This window comes from Spiroplasma endosymbiont of Virgichneumon dumeticola (assembly GCF_964264745.1).
Classification (GTDB): Bacteria; Bacillota_I; Bacilli_A; order Mycoplasmatales; family VBWQ01; genus Spiroplasma_E.
Map to the genome: position 1 here is coordinate 38,859 of NZ_OZ183478.1, position 21,299 is coordinate 60,157.

The window sequence follows — 21,299 nt, forward strand, 5'->3', positions numbered from 1 at the left end:
TTATGTAACTAATAGTATAATTAATATATGATTTTAAAGTTAGGACTGATTTTATGGAATCATCTGAATTTAATAGCTTAACTACTAGTAAAGGTATGAAGTTTAAATCAGAACAATCTTTTGAACTAAACTTTAGTATTATCAATTTAACTGTTGATAAAGCAGTAAAAAATTGAAGTTTTGAAAGTAGTTATCCTGATTGTTTAGCGCTTTTTAGTAATGATGAAATCAATAGTGAAAACTTAATTAAAGCATTAATGGGTAGTGTTCCTATTATGCAAGGTAAAATTTTAATTGATAAAAAAGAAGTTACTTATAATGCTATTGGTTTTGAACGAAAAATGGCCTATGTTGATTTACAGTTACAAAGTTGAAATAAACTTTTTAGTATTCAATATAATTTAGCACGAACAGCAATGCGTAATAAACCATTTTTACAAGATATAAGTAATCATAATCAAAAAATTAAAACTGACATTGAAAATTTAAAAGATACTGGTTTAAATTTAGATTGTGGTTATTTTAAAGAAAAATTAATTAATATTATTAAACGTTTCATTCGCGAAACACAAAGTACACGTACTAATTTCATTAAGGAATATGAATTCCAAATTATTCATTTTCACAAAAATTTTGTGCAAGAAAAATTTAATTTTTCTGGTTGTGAAACTTTATCAGATATTTTAATTAAAAAATTTACTGCCGAAGAAGAAAATATTATTGCTAATAATAATTTATTATTTTTACAATCTCTACAAGATCGAATTGCTAGTTTAGAAAATTTAACAGGTGAATGTTTTTGTGGTTGTAGTCCACCAAAAGAACGACGTTCTCAGTTTCAATTACGTGAAATTATTTTTGTTGTTAAAGAAATTAATAGTTATTTAAATAAAAAGGTTACTAATACTCGTAGTGAAATCAGAACAACTTTAAAAACTTGTAATAATCATAATCAAAATTTCAATAATGAATTAAATCGTTTACTTTCATATAAACAAATTAGTTTTACTCGTGCTCAAATTGATCAAATTTTAGAACAGTGAATTGATTTAGCTGAAGTACAAAGAATTAAATTCAATATGAAACAAGACTTTGTAGCTATGCAACTACTACCTGATGAAATGCATTTATTGTTAAAAAATATTAAAGATGAAATTAAAATTTATCACGATAAAATTTTAAAACATCCCGAATTAGAAGAAAAAGAAACATATCAAAATCACTTAAAATTATTATATAATAGTTTAATTGATGCTCGTGATTTAATCAGTAAAAATATTTTTATGTTATTTAAAGAGTTAGAATTAAATCATTTATTAACAATGCGTATTACGCAACTAACTGTTTTAGAACGTCAGATTATTAAAATTCTTCAACAATTAATTGTTCCTACTAAAATTTTAATTTTACATATTCCTTTTGAATTACTAAATTATGATGATAAAGAAAAATTAGCAATTTGAATTAAAAAAATCCAAAAATTTTTAAAAATTATTATTATTTTTACTACTAATACGCAATTTGATATTAATTTATTAGCAACTAGTGTTACTGTTATTGAAAATGAAATAATTATTCAACAAGGTAAGATTGGAGATGTTACTGATAAACCGCTTTCTTTAAATTTATTAAAGGAAATTAATAAACAACGCATTAATACTTCTAAGGGGATATGAAATACTCCTAATTTGTTTTTCTATAATGTTAATCTTGGAAAATTTACTACTGATAATACTCCAACAATTGCTTTTAAATCAAATGATGTTTTATTTAGTAGAAAAAAACCAAAATTCGCTTTCTTAAAATCTGCAATAGTAATTAAAGGTGTTATTAAAGGAATTACTAAGATTAATGAAAAAACATCGTATTTAATTTTTGAAACTTTTACTCGTGAAGAATTTGAAGTTTTAAGTAGTAGTGAGAATATTGCAATCGGTGTTACTGGTTGAATTAGCATTACTAAAAATTCTATTTTTGTATTTGATGGTAAAAACCAACAATTAATTGGTACATGATAGAAAGGGAATTCCTATGAGTGATTTTAAAAAAATAGCAACAGAAATTTATGAACTAATAAAGAATAGTAATCCTATTATTATTCATCGCCATATTAACCCTGATGGTGATGCCCTTGGTTCACAATGAGGATTAAAAATTATTATTGAAAATAATTTTCCTAATAAACGTGTTTTAGCACCTGGTGAAATGAATGATCATATGCTTCCACTCTTTCCAACGCCCACTTTTGTCAAAAAAGAAGATTATGAAAATGCTTTAGTAATCATTTGTGACACTGCTAATCGTGAACGAATTAGTGGTGAATTTTGACAACAATCTAAAAAAATTGTTAAGATTGATCATCATCCTATCGTTGACGAATATGCTAATATTTCTTTAATTGAAAACAAAGCTTCTGCTGCTTGCCAGGTTATAGCAAAATGAGCAGAAATGATGAAATTAAAAGTATCTGCGGAAGCTGCTCGAAATTTATTTTTAGGATTAGTTACTGATTCAGGAAGATTTCTATATCGCTCGGTTAATGAAGAAACATTTCAAGTTGCTAGTTTTTTGATGAAACAAAATTTTAATTTATTAGATTTATATCAAAACTTGTACACCCAAAATTTAAAAATAGCTCGTATTAAAGGTTATATTTTATCTAATTTTAAAATTACAGAACATGGCGTTGGTTATATGGTATTTAATGATACAATAATTAGTGAATTGCAAATGACAATCAATGAACAAAATAAAGTATTAAAAATAAAAGAAAAACTAACCCTTAGCAAAGAAGATTTAACTAGTCAAGTTAATGTTATGTCAAATATTATAGGTATTAAAATTTGATTAATAGTTGCACATGATCAATTAGATAGTGCAATTAAAGTTAGTGTTCGTAGTGCTAAGTGAATTATTAATGATGTTGTCTCTCAATTTGGCGGTGGTGGTCATCAAACAGCAGCGGGAGTTCGTTTGCAACATGTTGATGATATTGAAAAACTAATTAACAGTTTAGATAAAGTTGCGAAAAATCCACCACAATTAATAGTTACTTAAAAAAAGATATGGAGTAGAGTAAAAATGTATAGTCGTTATAATGAAGGATGAATTGAAGTAATTACAGGATGTATGTTTGCTGGAAAAACCGAAGAGTTTATGCGTCGCATCAATCGTTTACAATATGCGAAACGTAAAGTTTTAGTTTTTAAACCAAAAGTAGATATTCGTTATGATGCTAAAAAAGTTGTTTCTCATAAAGGAGTTGCAATTACTGCGATTGTTATAAATGATCCTTTGGAAATTTTAAAATACGTTAATGAAAATGTTGCTGCAATTGCCATTGATGAAGTTCAATTTTTTAATCCCATAATTATTGAAGTAATTAAACAATTAGCAGATAGTAATAAACAAGTTATTGTTGCTGGATTAGATCAAGATTTTCGTGGTGAACCATTTTCTGTTATGAAAGAATTATTAGCATTAGCAGAATTTGTTACTAAATTAGATGCTGTTTGTGTAGAATGTGGTCAAGCTGCAACTAGAACACAACGCATTATTAATGGCAAAGAAGCAAAATATGATGATGAAATTATTTTAATTGGTGCACAAGAACAATATGAAGCACGTTGCCGTATCCATCATCGAGTGATAAAAAGTAATCAAAATAAATAGACCAGGTGAATTATTATGAATCAAAAAACATTAGAGCAACTATCGTTACTTACTAACAAGTATCATGAAATTGAATTACAATTAGAAGATCCAAATGCCATAAGTAGAGATAAGTATACTGAGTTAACAAAAGAGCGAAGTAGATTAGAATCAATTGTTGAGAAGTATTTAAATTATGACAACATTGTTAAAGAAATTTTTGAAGCAAAAAAAGCACTAGCAACTGAGCAAGATATTGAATTACTTGATATGCTAAAAATAGATATTAAAGAAAATGAAAATCAATTAGCAATCGCTGAAAATGATTTAAAGTTAACTTTAATACCAAAAGATATTAATGATGATAAAAATGTTATAATTGAAATTAGAGGCGCGGTTGGTGGCGACGAAGCAAATATCTTTGCTGGTGATTTATATAGAATGTATATTAAATATGCTGAAACTCAACGCTGAAAAATTGAAACTATTGAAGCCAAAGAAGCATTGAATGGTGGTTTTAGTTATATTTCTTTTATGATTAAAGGTAAACGTGTATTTTCTAAAATGAAATTTGAAGCTGGTGGGCATCGTGTTCAAAGAGTTCCTAAAACTGAATCACAAGGGCGTGTTCATACTTCAATAGCTACAGTAGCAGTTTTACCAGAAGTTAATGAAGTAGAAATTAAAATCAATCCTGTTGATTTAAGAATTGACACTTATCGTTCTAGTGGTGCGGGTGGACAACATGTTAATACCACTGATTCTGCTATTAGAATTACCCATATTCCAACCGGTATTGTTGTAACATCGCAAGATGGTCGTAGTCAACATGATAACAAAGATAAAGCCATGCGTGTTTTAAGAGCTAAAATGTATGAACAACAAGTTGAAGAACAACATCAAAAACTTGGTAACTTACGAAAAAATGCGGTTGGTAGCGGTGAACGTTCTGAAAAAATTAGAACATATAACTATGCCCAAAATCGAGTAACTGACCATCGCATTGGTTTATCTTTATTAAAGTTAGATCGTATTATGGAAGGTAGTATTGATGAAATTATTATCGCTTTAATTAGTGGAGAACAAAAAGAAAAATTAGAAAGTATTGAAGAAAATATTAGCACACTAAAGTAAAGTTTTGGAGGTAGAGTGTTATGGATTTCAAGGTATTAGAATCAAAAACAAAAATATTATTTCTTTTAACTATTATTTTTTTATTTATAACATTAGCCACCTTAATAACTTGGACATTTAGTGTCGGTAATATCCATATTTTATTCTTGTTATTAACTGTCTGATTTGCTTCTACTTCTAGTTTAATTTTTCATTACTTACTATGAAAAAATTTAAATTTTTTGCAAAATGTTGATTGAAATAATATTAGTAACTTTGGATTTATTCTGGCCATTGGTAGTTATATAATTCTTTTTCCTATTATTTGTATTTTAACAATTGCTTTCTTATTTATTTTTAGTTCTATTGTTTTTGTATTAATTATTGTTAATGTCATTAAAAATAGAAAAAATAAAAATGTTGTTAAATATTAACCCAAAAATATTTAATTGTATTGTGGGGAGAAGGATATGACATATAAAGATTATTTATTAGCTGCTAAACATATTAATCATAATGATGAAAAAGTTAATAAAATTATCTTATTATATTTTATTGAAAAAGATTTATCATGATTGTATGCTAATATGGATGCAGAAATAGAAAATACTTTTTTAGAACAATATTTACTTTTAATTGAAAAATATATTACTGGGTATCCTTTGCAATATATTATTCGTTATGATTACTTTTACGGTAATAAATTCTTTGTTGATAATCGTGTTTTGATTCCACGCAGTGAAACTGAAGAATTAGTAAATTATGTTTTTGACTATGCTAAAAACATTTTTCATGACGATAAATTATCAATTTTAGATTTAGGAACTGGTAGTGGTGCAATCGCCATTAGTATTGCTTTAGCAAAACCACAATGAAAAGTAGTAGCTAGTGATATTAGCATTGCTGCCTTAGAAGTCGCAAAAATAAATTGTAAAAACTATAATTTAAATAATATTAGATTTATAGAAAGTGACTTATTTAGTAATTTAAAAAACCACAAATTTAATATTATTATTTCTAATCCGCCATATATTGATGAAACATCTGATACATATCTTATGTCTAATTTGCAATATGAACCAAAATCAGCATTATTTGCTGAAGAAAATGGTTTATTATTATATAAATTAATTTTTCAACGTTGTTCTGAATTTGTCACTAAACCATTTTTGTTGGCGTTTGAATTTGGTTTTGACCAAAAAAAAGCATTAGAAATATTAGTTAAAAAATACTTATATAATTACCATTATCAATTTGTTAAAGATATCAATGGTAAATGGAGAATGCTTTTTGTTTGGCAGTAATTATAACACATAAAAGTATTTTCATAACGCAAATTTTGTCACTTATTTAGTGACATTTTTTATATTTAGAAAAGGAAAAACTCATTTATTCTTGCAATAGGATATAATGGGGGCAGTTCTAGTGTGGCGTGTTATCGAAATACTTAAATTTTTTCAATATTCTTCATCAATTAGTATTGATTTTTAACTGAAAAGTTTAACGTTACTTCTAGAACTTTACAAAGAGACATTGTCTTTATTAATAGTTCATTAAAAAGAATAAGCAATTGTAAGATTTTTAGAAAGCAAAATGAGTTTTTATTTAATGATGTTAAAAACAAAAAGCAATTAAAACTTTGCTGGCACAATTTATCCAAACAGCTAATGAAAATACCTTTGTTAGAATTAGTGTTTTATTTTTAAGTTTAGTATGACAAAAAAACTATGTAACCAGTAGGGAATTGCTTGCTAATATAACTAGTACAAATATGTATATTTTAAAAAAAGACATTATTAGTTTAAATAATTTTCGGACTTCTCCCCACATGTACTTGTGGAGGAAACAATGAAATTGAATGAGTTCAATAATACTTTTCAAACTGAAAAACAATGTCTTGCATATATAGCAAGTTTGAAACAAAGCAAATGTATTAGGTGTTCTAGTTTTAATTTGAATACTTCTAATTTAAGAAAAATGAGATGTTTGAAATGTCATCAAACATTCAGTATTCTCACGGGCACTATATTTTCAAAGTCACAAACACCTTTAATATCTTGGTTTTATCTCATCTTTAGATGAATAAACACCAAACATGGAATTCCATCAACTGATGTTGCAAAAGAATTGGGAGTGACCTTGAAAACAGCTTGAAGAATGGGTCATAAAATCCGAAGTGCCATTGCTAAACAAGAACCTCAATTCATTGTTGAGGGCATAGTGCAAATGGATGAAATGTATCTTTCACATATGGGTTTAAAAAACAAGGAAGATCCTTGTTGAACAAAACCTTGATGGTTGGTATTTATGAAAAAACAACCAACAATCTGATTGTGAAAGTATTGAAAAACGCAAACAGTAAAAATCTTTTGCAGTTTGCAATAAACCACATTTCTTCAAAGTGTGATGTACATACTGATTCTTGAAAAGGATATCGCGATTTGAAATCGGTTTTCACTAAGCATGAAACAGTTAACCATCAAGATGGCTATGTTTCAAAAACTGGTGTAAATACCAACCAAATTGAGTCAGTATGAAAACATATACGAAGAACATTTAAAACACATATCAAAGTTGCAAAACATCATATTCATTTATATGCAAAAGAAGCTGCATATAAATTCAATAACATACCTAGTTTTGAAACTGTAATGCTATGTTTAATTTAAAAATGTGGGGAGAAGTCCGTAGATAGGCTTTTCTCAGCATTTATGTGATAAAATTTAAAAATAGTACATAAAGGGAGAAAAGCCATTAATATTTTGACCTTTAATTTTATTTACATTTTGGTATTTGCCATTAACAACTTTATCACTATAATAAATGTCTTCTTTTATATTGTCAATAGGGATAGATAATTCCTTTTTGCTTATTTTTTTAAAATTTAAACTATCATTATAACAGTTGTTAATATCTTTGGTAATTTTTGATAACTTTTCTTGCTTAATTTTTCTAATTATAATGATTAATAAAATTAAACTTACAATTAAAAACACACTAACAGTAATTGCAAATATAACTCATAAATTCATAAAATTATTCTCCTTAGTAGTCTTTTTTATCTAATAATTTTACCAGTAAAACTATCATAAATAGTTGATGGCTTATTATCTAGTATTTTGCCCATCACTTTATATTTTAATTTAGGTAGGTTTATCAATTTATAGTCAGTAATAGGTAATTCATTACTAATATTACAACTAGTAGCAACTAAAGGGCCTAAAATATTAGTTAATTTTTTAATAAATGATGAAGCACTAACTCTAATAGCAACTGAAGATTTTGTGCTTCAATATGAGGTTTTTAACATTGGTTGTTTAGCAACAATAACTGTGACTTTGCCTTCTTCAAAATTAGTAGTTAAAAATTTTTGTAAATCTTCACTGATTATTCCTACTAATTTAGCTTGTTCTCAACTACCAACTAAAATTGGTAAAGGTTTATTGTGTTCACGATTTTTAATTTTATAGATTTCTGCAATTGCTTTTTCATCATTATATTTACCAGCAAGACCATACACCGTATCTGTTGGTAAAGCTATGACTTGACTATCATTCAATTTTTGGCTTATTTCTGATATTTGATTTTGTTTAAAAGTTATCATGATTCACCACTTTTCCCAAAAGTATTAAGTAAATTATACACCTCTTAAAAAAATTATCATATTTTTTTATTTCTTAATTAAAAACACCTATACAAAGGTATAGGTTGTTATACAACTGATTTAATTACTTTACGGACTTCTCCCCACATTTTTAAATTAAACATAGCATTACAGTTTCAAAACTAGGTATGTTATTGAATTTATATGCAGCTTCTTTTGCATATAAATGAATATGATGTTTTGCAACTTTGATATGTGTTTTAAATGTTCTTCGTATATGTTTTCATACTGACTCAATTTGGTTGGTATTTACACCAGTTTTTGAAACATAGCCATCTTTATGGTTAACTGTTTCATGCTTAGTGAAAACCGATTTCAAATCGCGATATCCTTTTCAAGAATCAGTATGTACATCACACTTTGAAGAAATGTGGTTTATTGCAAACTGCCAAAGATTTTTACTGTTTGCGTTTTTCAATACTTTCACAATTAGATTGTTGGTTGTTTTTTCATAAATACCAACAATCAAGGTTTTGTTCAACAAGGATCTTCCTTGTTTTTTAACCCATATGTGAAAGATACATTTCATCCATTTGCACTATGCCCTCAACAATGAATTGAGGTTCTTGTTTAGCAATGGCACTTCGGATTTTATGACCCATTCTTCAAGCTGTTTTCAAGGTCACTCCCAATTCTTTTGCAACATCAGTTGATGGAATTCCATGTTTGGTGTTTATTCATCTAAAGATGAGATAAAACCAAGATATTAAAGGTGTTTGTGACTTTGAAAATATAGTGCCCGTGAGAATACTGAATGTTTGATGACATTTCAAACATCTCATTTTTCTTAAATTAGAAGTATTCAAATTAAAACTAGAACACCTAATACATTTGCTTTGTTTCAAACTTGCTATATATGCAAGACATTGTTTTTCAGTTTGAAAAGTATTATTGAACTCATTCAATTTCATTGTTTCCTCCACAAGTACATGTGGGGAGAAGTCCGATATTAATTTAAAAATTGAAGATAGTATAGTTAAAAAAAATAATCATTTATCTAGTAGGAAAAAATTTATTGGAGTTGAAATATTTTGCTATGATAAACGAATTTTTCTACTTTTTAATGAATATGAAAATGCCATAACATTTGTTACTAACATTATAATGTTGTCATAAATAGAATTTGCAAAAAATTAACTCATATTTTTTATGAAAATGATATAATTATACAAATAATTAATAAGGAGAATAGTATGACTAAACAAAATTTTAAATTTAATTGATGAAAAATCATTCAATTCAGTGGCATTTTTTTAATTCTATTAGGTGTTATTTTTGCTTTTTCCTCCCTAAAAGTTAATATACTTTTATATTTTGGTTTAGTAACAGTATTAATTGGCGCCATTAATGTTTTAATTTATTATATTTTTATTGGCTCAAGTAGCCATAAAAAATATTTACAAAAACAAAATATTAATGAATTAAAAATAACAACTAAAACAACTAGGTAATAAACAATGAAAGATAAAATAAACAAAAAACATACTATAAAAATTATTTTAGTTTTAGTAGTAGGAATAACTTTCTTGCTTACTGGTATTACTTTAATAGTTATAAATCAAAATAAACTAAATTTTTCCTTATCTGTCCAACATAACATAACTTTTATTCATGAAAAGTTAGCATTAGATTATATTCTAATTATCATTGGAACATTATCACTATCAATTCCCATTCTTTTCAAAACTTTAAATAGTGGTTACATTCAAACCAAAAAAGAAATTAAGTCAGAAACCATTTGAAAACGTAAAAAGCAAAAAGTTAGTGAAGAAGAACAAGCATAGGGGATTTAATTATGAAAAAAATTTTAAATATATTTAAAGCAATTATTTTAACTTCTAATCTTGCGATATTACCTATTGCTTGCACCAAACTTCAAAATCATCAAAACAATGTTGATATTAGTCATATTATTATTACTCCTTCAAATGTTAGTGTTATTCTTGACCATGATACTTATGATAAGGCATTAGATGACTTTAAAAAACAAGTTTCTAAAAAAATTACTAACCTTACTAGTCAAAAACCACAATATGGCCGTGATTATAAAATCATTATTGCTAATCATGATTTATATTCTAAGATTGAACAATACAGTTCAATTGATGTTGTAGTCCAATCTGCTATTACTACTCACATTTTAACGGGTCAATTTCCAACACAAATTAATTTAGTAAAACCAGTGCAAGATATTAGTAGTATTAATATTCCAAAACAAAATTATATTTTTACTGCCATTGGTACTACTACTTTTAAAGATACGATAGTAAAATTATTGCCAATTATTCAAGCGCAAATTAGTGCTTTTGATAATAGTGCCAAAAAAGATATTGACTACGTTGTTAATGTTGAAGGACATGAATTAACATCGCTTGTTGTAAAACTTGGTGATGTAAATATTAATGTTAATGCAATTCATGATGAGTATCATTCTTTACTAACTGGTGCTTTTACTTTTGTCTTAACTATCTTAACTATGATACCATCAAAATCACTGTTTTAAATAGTGATTTTTTTGTTAATTAATTCTATTTACAAATTATCTATTTTAAAAATTTAAGTGTTATAATCTAAGTTAGGAAGGGAATAAATATATGTTATTTTTCAAAAATAAAATACTAATTAGGAGAAAATAAATTCTATGAAAAAGATATTAATGACACTGGCAACACTAGCATTATCAACTAGTTCATCAATAACATTGATGACTAATAATACTAAAATAAATCAACTAACTACTAACAATGAAAAAGCCGCATCACCCATTACTACAAGTATTGGTTATATTAATTATCGTAATATGTAAGCAAATTGAAGTACAAATGAAAGTTATACTGATGACAAATCTTCATATTTAGCATTAGATTATTACGATTATATTGATACGTGAGATGGATTTATTACTAAATATCCAAGTGTCACAATTGAAACTGCAGGACAAGCGACTTCACCAGCAACATTTGGTATATTTCATTTTGATACTGTCACTTTCGTTGATACTGAATCAGTTAAGTATATAAAATTTGTTGATGCTAGCGACAGTAAATCTTCATCATACTCTATATCAGTTACTATTGGTTTAGGATTTCAAAGAATGGGAACAAAATTATATTTGCATCCAAAAATTAGTGGTAGTCTTACTAGCATTGGAGCTTATGTTAGAACATTAGATTTTGGTTTAAGTGTTTCTACTATTACTTTTAATCCAAAGCGAAGTATTTAAAGAGAAAAATAATTTAATACGCAAATTAAAGTTGCATATCAAACTTTATAATATTCATATTCAAGGAGTACTAATATGTTGAAAACAAAAACTTATGAGCATAAGTTTTATTTAATCACTATCAAAGCCCTTTTAAAAACAAAAATTACTTGATTTTTTTCAACATTTTTATTTATAGTTTTACTATTATTTACCATTTTTATTATTAACGCATACAGCAACCCAGAAAAAATATGTTTAAAATTATTATTTTTTATCAGCAATTATTATTAGTTTTGTATTTACCATTAATAGCATTTTACACTGCTTATATTACAATTAAAATTTATCGTCAACAAATTGATAATGGTATTTTATTAGTTTATACATCATTGCCTCTATCAAAGACTAGAATTTCATTTTATAAAATTTTAGGATTAATATCATTTTTAATAGTTATTAACTTATTTTTATTAGTAATATCTGGATTTTTTGCTGTTATAAATGGTAAGAATTATTTTAATGCTTTAATGTTAGATGTTATTAAAACTTGACCTTTAATTAGTATTTTTCTTTGTGCATTTGCATCTTTAGTTTTTTTAATTTCCGTTTGATATGGTTCTAAATTGACAATATTATTATCATCTATTTTTGTTTTTATTTGTACAGTTTCAATAGTTATTTTACCAATGTTACAAGCAGTAAAAGAGTCTCAGCATCCTTATTATAATTTTTCGCAAGATGAAAAATTTAAAAATGATCTGAATAAATCAAATCTTAGTTCTAATTTTATTGGCAAAGATTTATTTAACATTGAAGATATTAAATATTTATATCATAATGGTGTTTTAAATGATCAACCAAATCCAAATTTACTTGATGATAGTAATACTTTTACTTTTAGTTTATATGATAGATCAACAAAGAGCAACGTTGATTTAAATACTCAATTTAATAAAACATCTGATATTAGTGTTAATTCTCAAACTTTAATTGATATTTTAAAAACTCCAAGCAGTACAAAATCAACTATTTTTAAAAAGTAAATAATAATCGGACTTCTCCCCACATTTTTAAATTAAACATAGCATTACAGTTTCAAAACTAGGTATGTTATTGAATTTATATGCAGCTTCTTTTGCATATAAATGAATATGATGTTTTGCAACTTTGATATGTGTTTTAAATTTTCTTCGTATATGTTTTCATACTGACTCAATTTGGTTGGTATTTACACCAGTTTTTGAAACATAGCCATCTTGATGGTTAACTGTTTCATGCTTAGTGAAAACCGATTTCAAATCGCGATATCATTTTCAATAATCAGTATGTACATCACACTTTGAAGAAATGTGGTTTATTGCAAACTGCAAAAGATTTTTACTGTTTGCGTTTTTCAATACTTTCACAATCAGATTGTTGGTTGTTTTTTCATAAATACCAACAATCAAGGTTTTGTTCAACAAGGATCTTCCTTGTTTTTTAAAACCCATATGTGAAAGATACATTTCATCCATTTGCACTATGCCCTCAACAATGAATTGAGGTTCTTGTTTAGCAATGGCACTTCGGATTTATGACCCATTCTTCAAGCTGTTTTCAAGGTCACTCCCAATTCTTTTGCAACATCAGTTGATGTAATTCCATGTTTGGTGTTTATTCATCTAAAGATGAGATAAAACCAAGATATTAAAGGTGTTTGTGACTTTGAAAATATAGTGCCCGTGAGAATACTGAATGTTTGATGACATTTCAAACATCTCATTTTATTAAATTAGAAGTATTCAAATTAAAACTAGAACACCTAATACATTTGCTTTGTTTCAAACTTGCTATATATGCAAGACATTGTTTTTCAGTTTGAAAAGTATTATTGAACTCATTCAATTTCATTGTTTCCTCCACAAGTACATGTGGGGAGAAGTCCGATTTTTAATTCTAATGAATAAAAATAAATTAGGATTATTAAAATTAATAAACGATATGCCTTTTATTTATTTTTTATTATTCTTTTATAAAGATATCATAATATAACAACATCCATAATTTGTAAATATGATGTTTTATGAAAAAACATTGAAAAATATAGAAAATATGATATTCTTTACTTAATCAACATAATAGTTTTTAATCCATTGCCTTTATCTAAAAGTAAATGGTTTTTTATGTTGAAATGATGAGAGGAGAAAAGATAATGGAAGAAGAAATTTTGAAAAAAGAATATGAATGAGCTTGAAAATCATTAAAAGAAACAATTGCTTCTTTAGAAGAATATAAAAATGAAAACAGATGAGATGACTATATAAAAGTAGTTGAAGAAAAAGAAAAATTGTTGACAGATAATATTTCCCAACCTCTAAAACAAAAAATTGAACTATTAAAAATAGAAAAAAATCAAACCTGAAAAAATGTTTTATCTCGTATTTTTACTTTAGGTTTTTATAATAGAAAAAAACAAATAAGTAAAAAAATTGATAAATTAGAAGAAGCAATTTTTACAGTAAATGAAAAATGAAAAAACGAAGTAGATATTATAAATTCAATGAAAAACCGTTTAGAAAATGAATTTAAATCAGAAAATAATAGATTAAAATCGGATAATGAAAAAATGAAAAATGAATGTAAGAATATACAAACAGAAAATGAAAAAAACAAAGCCAAACTTAATGAGTTAGAAAAAATAAATAAGAAAAACGCAAAAGAAATTGAAGAACTAAAAAGCGAAAATCAAGAGTATATAAAAATACAAGAAAAAAACAACGAAGAAAAAATTAGTATGAAAATCACTTTTGATAATGTTAGTAGAGGTTTAAAAGAAGAAATTGAATTCTATAAAGGTAATTCAGTAAGTCTTGAACAACAGTTACCAGATTCTGGTATTGATTTATGTGCAGAAGAAGTTGTCGAAGTCAAAGTTGATATATTTAATGCCAATAAAATTAATTGTAATAATTTTGACAATAACAATAATAAGACAACCTCTAAAATTAATTTTATTAGTTTTTAGACAAATATGAAATTTAACAAAGAATGAACCCCTAAGAGTAAATTTGATTTTTATCAATGCATTCTTAGGGGTTTTAGTTTATACTTTTATTTATTATTTTATTGATTTATAAATTAAAAGGCGTAAAATTTCATATTAGTATATATTTTATTTTTTAAAATATAAACATTAAAAAATGAAGGAGTGTTTTTAGTGGAAAATAATAAAAACTTATTTATTGTAAACCATCCTTTAATACTAGATAAGCTAACAAGAATTAGAAATCAAAATACACAAAAAAAAGATTTCAAAGAAAACTTGAGCGAAATTGCTACTTTAATGGCTTATGAAGTATTTAAAGATTTGCCAGTAGATAATATTGAAATCCAAACTCCAATAACTAAGGTTACTGGTAAAACGCTAAGTAAAACTATTATTCTTTGTCCCATCTTACGAGCAGGTCTAGGAATGACTAATGGTTTTGAATATGTAGTACCTAATGCTATTATTAGTCATATCGGACTTTATCGCAATGAAGAAACATTAAAACCACATAATTATTTCTTTAAGTATCCAAAAAATATTACTAACATGGATGAGGCACTAGTATTCATTTTAGATCCAATGCTTGCCACAGGTGGCACTGCTAATGCTGCCATTAAAGAATTAAAAAAAGTTGGATTTAAACACATTACTTTAGTTGCCATTGTTGGTGCACCAGTTGCTATTGAAAGAATTGAACAAAAAAACCCAGATGTTAAAATATATATTGCAGCATTAGATAAAAATTTAAATGATAATGGTTACATTGTTCCTGGTTTAGGTGATGCTGGTGACAGAATTTTCGGAACTAAATAAAAAAACATTACCTTTTAAAGTTAGAAATAATTTTTTTCTAGCAATATTAGCGACAATGTTCAGTTATTGATTATTAATTAATACTGTATTAGTCATAACTGTTATAATTAATGTACAATATTGATTATTGTTTAGTGGCTTTAATGTTGGATTTTTAGGAAGTGTTATCGGTTTTGGATTTCTATGTTTAGCATCAAAATGATTAACCAGTGGTAAATCTTTTCGACAAACTTTAGCTTATTTTGGTTTCATATTAAGAATGATTGTTTATGGGACAATTATTGTTTTAATCATTTTTTTTCATTTTGCTAATTTAATTACAACCATTGTTGGAATGTCAATATTAATGGTAGCTACCATTACCGCACAGTTATGTGTATATCAAAAGAAAAATAAAAAGAAGGAATTTACATGCAGTTGTTAGCAGGGCTAGATAGTTGGAATTATCTCCAAATTATGCCCCAACTTGTAACAATTTTTATAACTACTATCTTTATAGTTATTGTTAGTTATATTTATTATTACAAAGTTAAACGTATGAAGGCTGACGAAGAACCGCGAGGGATTGTTTTAGTTGTTGAGTTAGTTATCAAATCAGTAGAAAAAATTGTTGTTGATGTTCTTGGTATCAAATATAAAAACTTAACAATTTATCTATTGTACGTAATGGGTTATATTTTGATCGGTAATTGATTATCAATTATTGGTTTTGAATCACAATCTTCAATGTACACAGTTACTTTGTCAATGGCCATGGTAACATTTGTTGGAATCTATTTTGTTGGAATTAAATTTCAAAAACTATTATTTTTTAAAAAGTTTGTTGTTAATCCCTTAGAATTGATTACTCAATTTGCACCTTTAATTTCATTATCATTCCGTTTATTTGGTAATATTTTAGGAGGAAGTATTATTCTAACTATGCTTTATGGCGTTACTGGTATGGTTTGAGGTGAGATACCAATTATTGGTCAAATGAACTTATTGATTGGCGTTATGGGTCCTTTCTTGCATATTTATTTTGATTTATTTGCCGGAAGTATTCAAGCTTTAATTTTTGGAACTTTAACGCTTGTTTATTGGAAATTACAAATGGACGAAGCGAGTCATAAAAGTGAACTCACTGTTAAGTTACCAAGGAAATTACGAAAAGAGCAAATGGATTCTGATGATGAAATGTATGTAAAACGCCTTGTTATGAAACATAAATAAAGAAAGAAAAAGAGGAAAATCATTATGGAAATATTAACACACTTAGTGCACTGATTTAATTTTTTAGCAGCAGGAGATGGATTAACAAATTTAAAATATGTTGGAGCAGGATTATCAACTATTTCTTGTGCTGGTAGTGGAATTGGTCAAGGTTTTGCTGCTGGTAAAGCTGTAGAAGCTGTAGCACGCAACCCTGAAGTTGAATCCAAGATTAGAACTCAATTTGTTATTGGTGCAGCTATTGCCGAATCTGGTGCTATTTATGGCCTAGTTGTTTCACTAATTTTAATTTTTGTAGCAAGTTAAAATATAACAAGTTAAAATATAACATAGTTACTAAAGAAGGTGAATTTTAATTTTAATGCTATTGTCTCTGGCGATGATATAGTAAACCAACTATTTCCTAACTTGCCTGTATTTATAGCTCATATTTTTGCATCAGTAATTTTATTACTAGTACTTTGAAGATGAGTATATGCTCCTTTTCGTAAAGCACTACACGGCCGTCATTTAGCAATTAAAGACAAACTTGATGATGCTTCTAGTAAACAATCATTAGCTAACCAAGAACGTGGCTAAGCTAGTCATAAAAGTGAACTCACTGTTAAGTTACCAAGGAAATTACGAAAAGAGCAAATGGATTCTGATGATGAAATGTATGTAAAACGCCTTGTTATGAAACATAAATAAAGAAAGAAAAAGAGGAAAATCATTATGGAAATATTAACACACTTAGTGCACTGATTTAATTTTTTAGCAGCAGGAGATGGATTAACAAATTTAAAATATGTTGGAGCAGGATTATCAACTATTTCTTGTGCTGGTAGTGGAATTGGTCAAGGTTTTGCTGCTGGTAAAGCTGTAGAAGCTGTAGCACGCAACCCTGAAGTTGAATCAAAGATTAGAACTCAATTTGTTATTGGTGCAGCTATTGCCGAATCTGGTGCTATTTATGGCCTAGTTGTTTCACTAATTTTAATTTTTGTAGCAAGTTAAAATATAACATAGTTACTAAAGAAGGTGAATTTTATGAATTTTAATTTTAATGCTATTGTCTCTGGCGATGATATAGTAAACCAACTATTTCCTAACTTGCCTGTATTTATAGCTCATATTTTTGCATCAGTAATTTTATTACTAGTACTTTGAAGATGAGTATATGCTCCTTTTCGTAAAGCACTACACGGCCGTCATTTAGCAATTAAAGACAAACTTGATGATGCTGCTAGTAAACAATCATTAGCTAACCAAGAACGTGGCGAAGCTAGTCAAATTTTAAAAGCCGCTAAAATTGAAGCACAAGAAATTGTTGTTAATGCTCAAAATGATGGCTACAACAAACGTAAAGAAATTATTGATAAAGCACAAGATGAAAGTATGCGTATTACTAATCAATCAAAACGTGATTTAATTCGTATTCATAAAGAAGCAGAAGCCCAAATTAATGAACAAATTAAACAAATAGCTTTAGAAGCTGCTAAAAAAATTATTAGTGCAGAAATTAATGCAAAAAAACATGAACAATTGATTGATGACTTTATTAAAGAATTAAAATAAGCAGTAGGTGAAAGATAATATGATGGATGAAGATGTAGTTAATCAATGAAGTAATGGTCTTTTTCAATTAACAAGAGAAATAAAAAAAGTTACTAAATTTGCTGAAGAAAGTAATCAATTAATTGATATCTTTGCTACTTATCCAGATTTTATTGACATTGCTAGCAGTAGTAACTTAACGACTGAATTAAGAAAATTAATTATTATTGATACGTTTCAAAATCGTATTGAGCCTTATTTATTAAATTTTTTCTTATTGTTAATTGACCAACATCAGTTTCGTTATGTGCGATTAATTCTTAAAGAATTTCGTAAGATTTGTAATGAATATCATGATATTCATTACGGAATTATTTATTCTGTTGTTAAACTTTCATCACAACAAATTAAACAAATTCAAGTTAAGATTGAAAAAATTATTAACTATAAAATTGAAGTAGTGAACAAAGTTGATGAATCACTAATTGGTGGTATCAAAGTTAAAGTTCAAAATCAAGTTTTTGATGGTTCAATTAAAGGTCAAATTGAACGATTAAAATCACAATTACTAAATCATGAATAGAGGTAAAATTAAGTGTCCCTAAATGTTAATCAAATTTCAGAAATTATTAAAACCCAAATTAAAAATTATGGTAAAAAAATTAGTGTCAATGAAGAAGGTACAGTTGTTACTGTGGGTGACGGAATTGCCTTAGTTCATGGTTTAGATAAGGCTATTAATGGTGAATTAGTGTTATTCCCTAAAAGTAATGTCTATGGTATGGTTCTTAGTTTAGAAGAAACTGCTGTTGGTGTGGTGTTAATGGGTAATGATACAGAAATTCGCGAAGGTGATAGTGTTAAAAGAACTGGTAATGTTGTAGAAACACCAGTTGGTAATGCTTTACTAGGTCGAGTTGTTAATGCCTTAGGTCAAAAAATTGATGGTAAAGGACCTATTAAAACAACAAAAACTCGTCCTGTGGAAAGAATTGCCCCAGGAGTTATGACAAGAAAATCAGTCTCACAACCATTAGCTACCGGACTATTATCAATTGATGCTATGATTCCTATTGGAAAAGGACAAAGAGAATTGATTATTGGTGACCGTCAAACTGGTAAAACAACAATTGCTATTGATACAATTATTAATCAAAAAGGTAAGAATGTTAAATGCGTGTATGTTGCCATTGGGCAAAAAGCATCAACAGTTGCCCAAATTGTTGATAAACTAACACAGTTAGGCGCTATGGAATATACAACTATTGTTTGTGCCACTGCTAGTGAAGTCGCACCACTTCAATACATTGCTCCATATACTGGAATTACGATTGCCGAAGAATGAATGGAACAAGGACAAGATGTACTAATTGTTTATGATGATTTAAGTAAGCATGCCGTTGCTTATCGTGCTATTTCATTACTATTAAGAAGACCACCAGGACGTGAAGCATATCCTGGAGATGTTTTTTACTTGCATTCACGTTTATTAGAACGCGCAGCTCGTTTAAATGAAAAACATCGTGGTGGAAGTATTACTGCCTTGCCTATTATTGAAACACAAGCAGGTGATATTTCTGCCTATATCCCTACTAACGTTATTTCAATTACTGATGGTCAAATCTTTTTAATGTCGGAATTGTTTAATGCTGGAATTCGCCCTGCCGTTGATGTTGGTTTATCAGTATCACGGGTAGGTTCATCAGCACAAATTAAAGCCATTAAACAAGTTGGTGGAACGTTAAAATTAGAACTAGCCCAATTTCGTGAATTACAAGACTTTTCGCGATTTGGTTCTGATTTAGATGAAAACACTAGAGCGATTATTGAACATGGAAAACGTTCAATTGAAATTTTAAAACAAAAACAAAATGAACCGTTAAATCAAATTGATCAAGCAATTATTTTATTAGCAGTTAAAAATAAAGCTACTAGATGATTACCAGTAGAAATGATGGATACGTTTAAAAAAGAAGTTATTCTTTTTTTCCAAAAACAACAACGTAAAAACTATTTAAAATTACAACAAGAGCAAGCATTTTCTCCTGATTTACAAATAGCTATTAGTGAAGGGATTATGAATGTTGTTTATAATTTAGTTAAGAAACTTAATAACTATAATCCTAAACTATATGGTAATCCAGAACAATGAGAAGAATTAACTAAGAACTTCAGATAATTAATCAGAAAGGTAAGGCGTAATTTATGGCACAAAGCATGGAACAAATTCGTCAACGAATTAAATCAGTTAATATTAGTTATAAAATAACTAAAGCCATGCAATTAGTTTCAACTGCTAAATTAAAAAAAGTTGGTAAAAGAATTGAAGTTATTAAACCTTACTATTATGAAGTTTATAATACTTTTAACCAACTAATCCCTAAACTAAATAATTCCATTTATTTAAAATCAAAAGACCAAGTAATTAATAAAACCATTTGATTAATCTTTAATTCTAATTTGGGACTATGTGGTGGTTTTAATAATAATTTAAATAAATTAGTAATGGAACAGTATCAACCCCAAGATGAAATAGTTATTATTGGTAGTAAGGGAGTTTCGTATTTCACAAATAATCATTGTAATATTATTCAAAGTTATATTGATTTTAATACTGAATCTTCATATAATGATTCCCAAGAAATATCATTACTATTGCTTTCTAAATTCAATAACAAAGAAACTGATTGCATTAAAGTCGCATATACTAAATATGTAAATACTGTTACCACAATTCCTACTATTATTGATTTACTACCAATTGTTCCTATTAAAACTAATCAAAAAACACTAATTCAAACTGATTTTGAACCAGACCCTGAAACGGTGATTGCTAGTGCTATTCCCTTATACGTTGGTTCAATTATTTATGGTGTTCTAGTAGAGTCACAAATATCAGAACAAGCATCCCGAAGATTAGCCATGGAAAATGCTTCTAATAATGCTAATGATATTAAAAATAATTTACTAGTGACATATAATCGTGCCCGTCAAGGAGCTATTACCCAAGAAATATCAGAAATTATTGGTGGCGCCAATGCCCAAGAATCATAATAGTAATTAAAGGAGAAGAGCAA

The 21,299-nt window shown here is 27.3% G+C and carries 32 protein-coding genes; 25 read left to right on the forward strand and 7 right to left on the reverse strand.

Going from position 1 to position 21,299, the window contains the following annotated elements; all coding sequences use genetic code 4:
* Positions 1–53 precede the first annotated feature (53 nt).
* The 7 genes from ACFEL4_RS00230 to ACFEL4_RS00260 all read left to right on the forward strand — a co-directional run bounded on the left by ACFEL4_RS00230 (position 54) and on the right by ACFEL4_RS00260 (position 7,433).
* Positions 54–2,018 carry a hypothetical protein gene (locus ACFEL4_RS00230; RefSeq protein WP_375317616.1) on the forward strand — a complete coding sequence of 655 codons (1,965 nt, stop codon included), beginning with the start codon at positions 54–56 and terminating at the stop codon, positions 2,016–2,018.
* The gene (locus ACFEL4_RS00235; protein ID WP_375317617.1) at positions 2,005–3,057 is read left to right on the forward strand and encodes a DHH family phosphoesterase; all 1,053 of its coding nucleotides are present in this window, start codon (positions 2,005–2,007) and stop codon (positions 3,055–3,057) included. The genes ACFEL4_RS00230 and ACFEL4_RS00235 overlap by 14 nt, the downstream gene beginning before the upstream one ends.
* Before the next feature lie 24 nt (positions 3,058–3,081).
* Entirely contained in the window at positions 3,082–3,672 is a 591-nt protein-coding gene (locus ACFEL4_RS00240; protein WP_375317618.1) for a thymidine kinase, read from the forward strand.
* 15 nt (positions 3,673–3,687) lie between these two features.
* Entirely contained in the window at positions 3,688–4,785 is a 1,098-nt protein-coding gene (gene prfA, locus ACFEL4_RS00245) for a peptide chain release factor 1 (RefSeq protein ID WP_375317619.1), read from the forward strand.
* A gap of 449 nt (positions 4,786–5,234) precedes the next feature.
* Positions 5,235–6,068, forward strand: a complete 834-nt coding sequence (gene prmC, locus ACFEL4_RS00250; RefSeq protein WP_375317620.1) for a peptide chain release factor N(5)-glutamine methyltransferase — start codon at positions 5,235–5,237, stop codon at positions 6,066–6,068.
* A 544-nt stretch (positions 6,069–6,612) separates the two neighbouring features.
* Positions 6,613–7,149 carry a hypothetical protein gene (locus tag ACFEL4_RS00255; protein WP_375317524.1) on the forward strand — a complete coding sequence of 179 codons (537 nt, stop codon included), beginning with the start codon at positions 6,613–6,615 and terminating at the stop codon, positions 7,147–7,149.
* A complete protein-coding gene (locus ACFEL4_RS00260; protein ID WP_375317313.1) occupies positions 7,044–7,433 on the forward strand; it encodes an IS1595 family transposase in 390 nt (129 codons plus the stop codon). Before ACFEL4_RS00255 ends, ACFEL4_RS00260 begins: the two co-directional genes overlap by 106 nt.
* Positions 7,434–7,487: 54 nt before the next feature.
* Here ACFEL4_RS00260 and ACFEL4_RS00265 read toward each other — a convergent pair whose 3' ends face one another.
* The 4 genes from ACFEL4_RS00265 to ACFEL4_RS00280 all read right to left on the reverse strand — a co-directional run bounded on the left by ACFEL4_RS00265 (position 7,488) and on the right by ACFEL4_RS00280 (position 9,339).
* Positions 7,488–7,796, reverse strand: coding sequence for a hypothetical protein (locus ACFEL4_RS00265; RefSeq protein ID WP_375317621.1), 309 nt, complete (start codon positions 7,794–7,796; stop codon positions 7,488–7,490).
* A gap of 26 nt (positions 7,797–7,822) precedes the next feature.
* Positions 7,823–8,368 carry an L-threonylcarbamoyladenylate synthase gene (locus ACFEL4_RS00270; RefSeq protein ID WP_375317622.1) on the reverse strand — a complete coding sequence of 182 codons (546 nt, stop codon included), beginning with the start codon at positions 8,366–8,368 and terminating at the stop codon, positions 7,823–7,825.
* Between the two features lie 151 nt (positions 8,369–8,519).
* Positions 8,520–8,957 (reverse strand): IS1595 family transposase, encoded by a 438-nt coding sequence (locus ACFEL4_RS00275; RefSeq protein ID WP_375317623.1) that lies wholly within the window; start codon positions 8,955–8,957, stop codon positions 8,520–8,522.
* Complete coding sequence (locus ACFEL4_RS00280; RefSeq protein WP_375317279.1) at positions 8,929–9,339, reverse strand: hypothetical protein; 411 nt, start codon at positions 9,337–9,339, stop codon at positions 8,929–8,931. The genes ACFEL4_RS00275 and ACFEL4_RS00280 overlap by 29 nt, the downstream gene beginning before the upstream one ends.
* On the opposite strand from ACFEL4_RS00280, the gene ACFEL4_RS00285 reads away from it, so the two are divergent.
* The 6 genes from ACFEL4_RS00285 to ACFEL4_RS00310 all read left to right on the forward strand — a co-directional run bounded on the left by ACFEL4_RS00285 (position 9,320) and on the right by ACFEL4_RS00310 (position 12,676).
* Positions 9,320–9,544: a hypothetical protein gene (locus ACFEL4_RS00285; RefSeq protein WP_375317624.1), complete on the forward strand. Its 225-nt coding sequence runs from the start codon at positions 9,320–9,322 to the stop codon at positions 9,542–9,544. The genes ACFEL4_RS00280 and ACFEL4_RS00285 overlap by 20 nt on opposite strands.
* A gap of 77 nt (positions 9,545–9,621) precedes the next feature.
* Entirely contained in the window at positions 9,622–9,879 is a 258-nt protein-coding gene (locus ACFEL4_RS00290; protein ID WP_375317625.1) for a hypothetical protein, read from the forward strand.
* Between the two features lie 6 nt (positions 9,880–9,885).
* Entirely contained in the window at positions 9,886–10,212 is a 327-nt protein-coding gene (locus ACFEL4_RS00295; protein ID WP_308149614.1) for a hypothetical protein, read from the forward strand.
* A gap of 11 nt (positions 10,213–10,223) precedes the next feature.
* Positions 10,224–10,931 (forward strand): hypothetical protein, encoded by a 708-nt coding sequence (locus ACFEL4_RS00300; RefSeq protein ID WP_375317626.1) that lies wholly within the window; start codon positions 10,224–10,226, stop codon positions 10,929–10,931.
* Positions 10,932–11,069: 138 nt separating this feature from the next.
* The gene (locus tag ACFEL4_RS00305) at positions 11,070–11,234 is read left to right on the forward strand and encodes a hypothetical protein (protein WP_375317627.1); all 165 of its coding nucleotides are present in this window, start codon (positions 11,070–11,072) and stop codon (positions 11,232–11,234) included.
* Between the two features lie 650 nt (positions 11,235–11,884).
* Positions 11,885–12,676: a hypothetical protein gene (locus tag ACFEL4_RS00310; protein ID WP_375317628.1), complete on the forward strand. Its 792-nt coding sequence runs from the start codon at positions 11,885–11,887 to the stop codon at positions 12,674–12,676.
* A gap of 27 nt (positions 12,677–12,703) precedes the next feature.
* Here the strand turns inward: ACFEL4_RS00310 and ACFEL4_RS00315 are convergent, their stop codons facing one another.
* Genes ACFEL4_RS00315 through ACFEL4_RS00325 form a run of 3 tightly spaced genes read right to left on the reverse strand, consistent with a single transcriptional unit; the run spans position 12,704 to position 13,523 of the window.
* Positions 12,704–13,147 (reverse strand): IS1595 family transposase, encoded by a 444-nt coding sequence (locus ACFEL4_RS00315; protein WP_375318339.1) that lies wholly within the window; start codon positions 13,145–13,147, stop codon positions 12,704–12,706.
* A gap of 5 nt (positions 13,148–13,152) precedes the next feature.
* Positions 13,153–13,395 (reverse strand): hypothetical protein, encoded by a 243-nt coding sequence (locus tag ACFEL4_RS00320; RefSeq protein ID WP_375317629.1) that lies wholly within the window; start codon positions 13,393–13,395, stop codon positions 13,153–13,155.
* Positions 13,320–13,523 (reverse strand): hypothetical protein, encoded by a 204-nt coding sequence (locus ACFEL4_RS00325; protein WP_375317332.1) that lies wholly within the window; start codon positions 13,521–13,523, stop codon positions 13,320–13,322. The genes ACFEL4_RS00320 and ACFEL4_RS00325 overlap by 76 nt, the downstream gene beginning before the upstream one ends.
* Positions 13,524–13,541: 18 nt before the next feature.
* On the opposite strand from ACFEL4_RS00325, the gene ACFEL4_RS00330 reads away from it, so the two are divergent.
* The 12 genes from ACFEL4_RS00330 to atpG all read left to right on the forward strand — a co-directional run bounded on the left by ACFEL4_RS00330 (position 13,542) and on the right by atpG (position 21,276).
* On the forward strand, positions 13,542–13,664 hold the full coding sequence (locus ACFEL4_RS00330; protein WP_375317630.1) for a hypothetical protein: 123 nt from the start codon (positions 13,542–13,544) through the stop codon (positions 13,662–13,664).
* Between the two features lie 160 nt (positions 13,665–13,824).
* Positions 13,825–14,637 (forward strand): hypothetical protein, encoded by an 813-nt coding sequence (locus tag ACFEL4_RS00335; protein ID WP_375317631.1) that lies wholly within the window; start codon positions 13,825–13,827, stop codon positions 14,635–14,637.
* Between the two features lie 192 nt (positions 14,638–14,829).
* Entirely contained in the window at positions 14,830–15,474 is a 645-nt protein-coding gene (upp, locus tag ACFEL4_RS00340) for a uracil phosphoribosyltransferase (RefSeq protein ID WP_375317632.1), read from the forward strand.
* Complete coding sequence (locus tag ACFEL4_RS00345; RefSeq protein ID WP_375317633.1) at positions 15,449–15,898, forward strand: hypothetical protein; 450 nt, start codon at positions 15,449–15,451, stop codon at positions 15,896–15,898. Before upp ends, ACFEL4_RS00345 begins: the two co-directional genes overlap by 26 nt.
* Positions 15,886–16,686 carry a F0F1 ATP synthase subunit A gene (locus tag ACFEL4_RS00350; protein ID WP_375317634.1) on the forward strand — a complete coding sequence of 267 codons (801 nt, stop codon included), beginning with the start codon at positions 15,886–15,888 and terminating at the stop codon, positions 16,684–16,686. Before ACFEL4_RS00345 ends, ACFEL4_RS00350 begins: the two co-directional genes overlap by 13 nt.
* A 24-nt stretch (positions 16,687–16,710) precedes the next feature.
* Positions 16,711–16,992, forward strand: coding sequence for an ATP synthase F0 subunit C (gene atpE, locus ACFEL4_RS00355; RefSeq protein ID WP_308149733.1), 282 nt, complete (start codon positions 16,711–16,713; stop codon positions 16,990–16,992).
* Between the two features lie 39 nt (positions 16,993–17,031).
* Complete coding sequence (locus tag ACFEL4_RS00360; protein WP_375317635.1) at positions 17,032–17,265, forward strand: hypothetical protein; 234 nt, start codon at positions 17,032–17,034, stop codon at positions 17,263–17,265.
* A gap of 135 nt (positions 17,266–17,400) precedes the next feature.
* Positions 17,401–17,682: an ATP synthase F0 subunit C gene (gene atpE, locus ACFEL4_RS00365; RefSeq protein ID WP_308149733.1), complete on the forward strand. Its 282-nt coding sequence runs from the start codon at positions 17,401–17,403 to the stop codon at positions 17,680–17,682.
* A gap of 33 nt (positions 17,683–17,715) precedes the next feature.
* Positions 17,716–18,243: a F0F1 ATP synthase subunit B gene (gene atpF, locus ACFEL4_RS00370; protein WP_375318340.1), complete on the forward strand. Its 528-nt coding sequence runs from the start codon at positions 17,716–17,718 to the stop codon at positions 18,241–18,243.
* Positions 18,244–18,262: 19 nt separating this feature from the next.
* Positions 18,263–18,805, forward strand: a complete 543-nt coding sequence (locus ACFEL4_RS00375) for a F0F1 ATP synthase subunit delta (protein ID WP_375317636.1) — start codon at positions 18,263–18,265, stop codon at positions 18,803–18,805.
* Between the two features lie 12 nt (positions 18,806–18,817).
* Positions 18,818–20,401 carry a F0F1 ATP synthase subunit alpha gene (gene atpA, locus ACFEL4_RS00380; RefSeq protein WP_375317637.1) on the forward strand — a complete coding sequence of 528 codons (1,584 nt, stop codon included), beginning with the start codon at positions 18,818–18,820 and terminating at the stop codon, positions 20,399–20,401.
* 26 nt (positions 20,402–20,427) lie between these two features.
* Complete coding sequence (atpG, locus tag ACFEL4_RS00385; RefSeq protein WP_375317638.1) at positions 20,428–21,276, forward strand: ATP synthase F1 subunit gamma; 849 nt, start codon at positions 20,428–20,430, stop codon at positions 21,274–21,276.
* Positions 21,277–21,299: the final 23 nt, after the last annotated feature.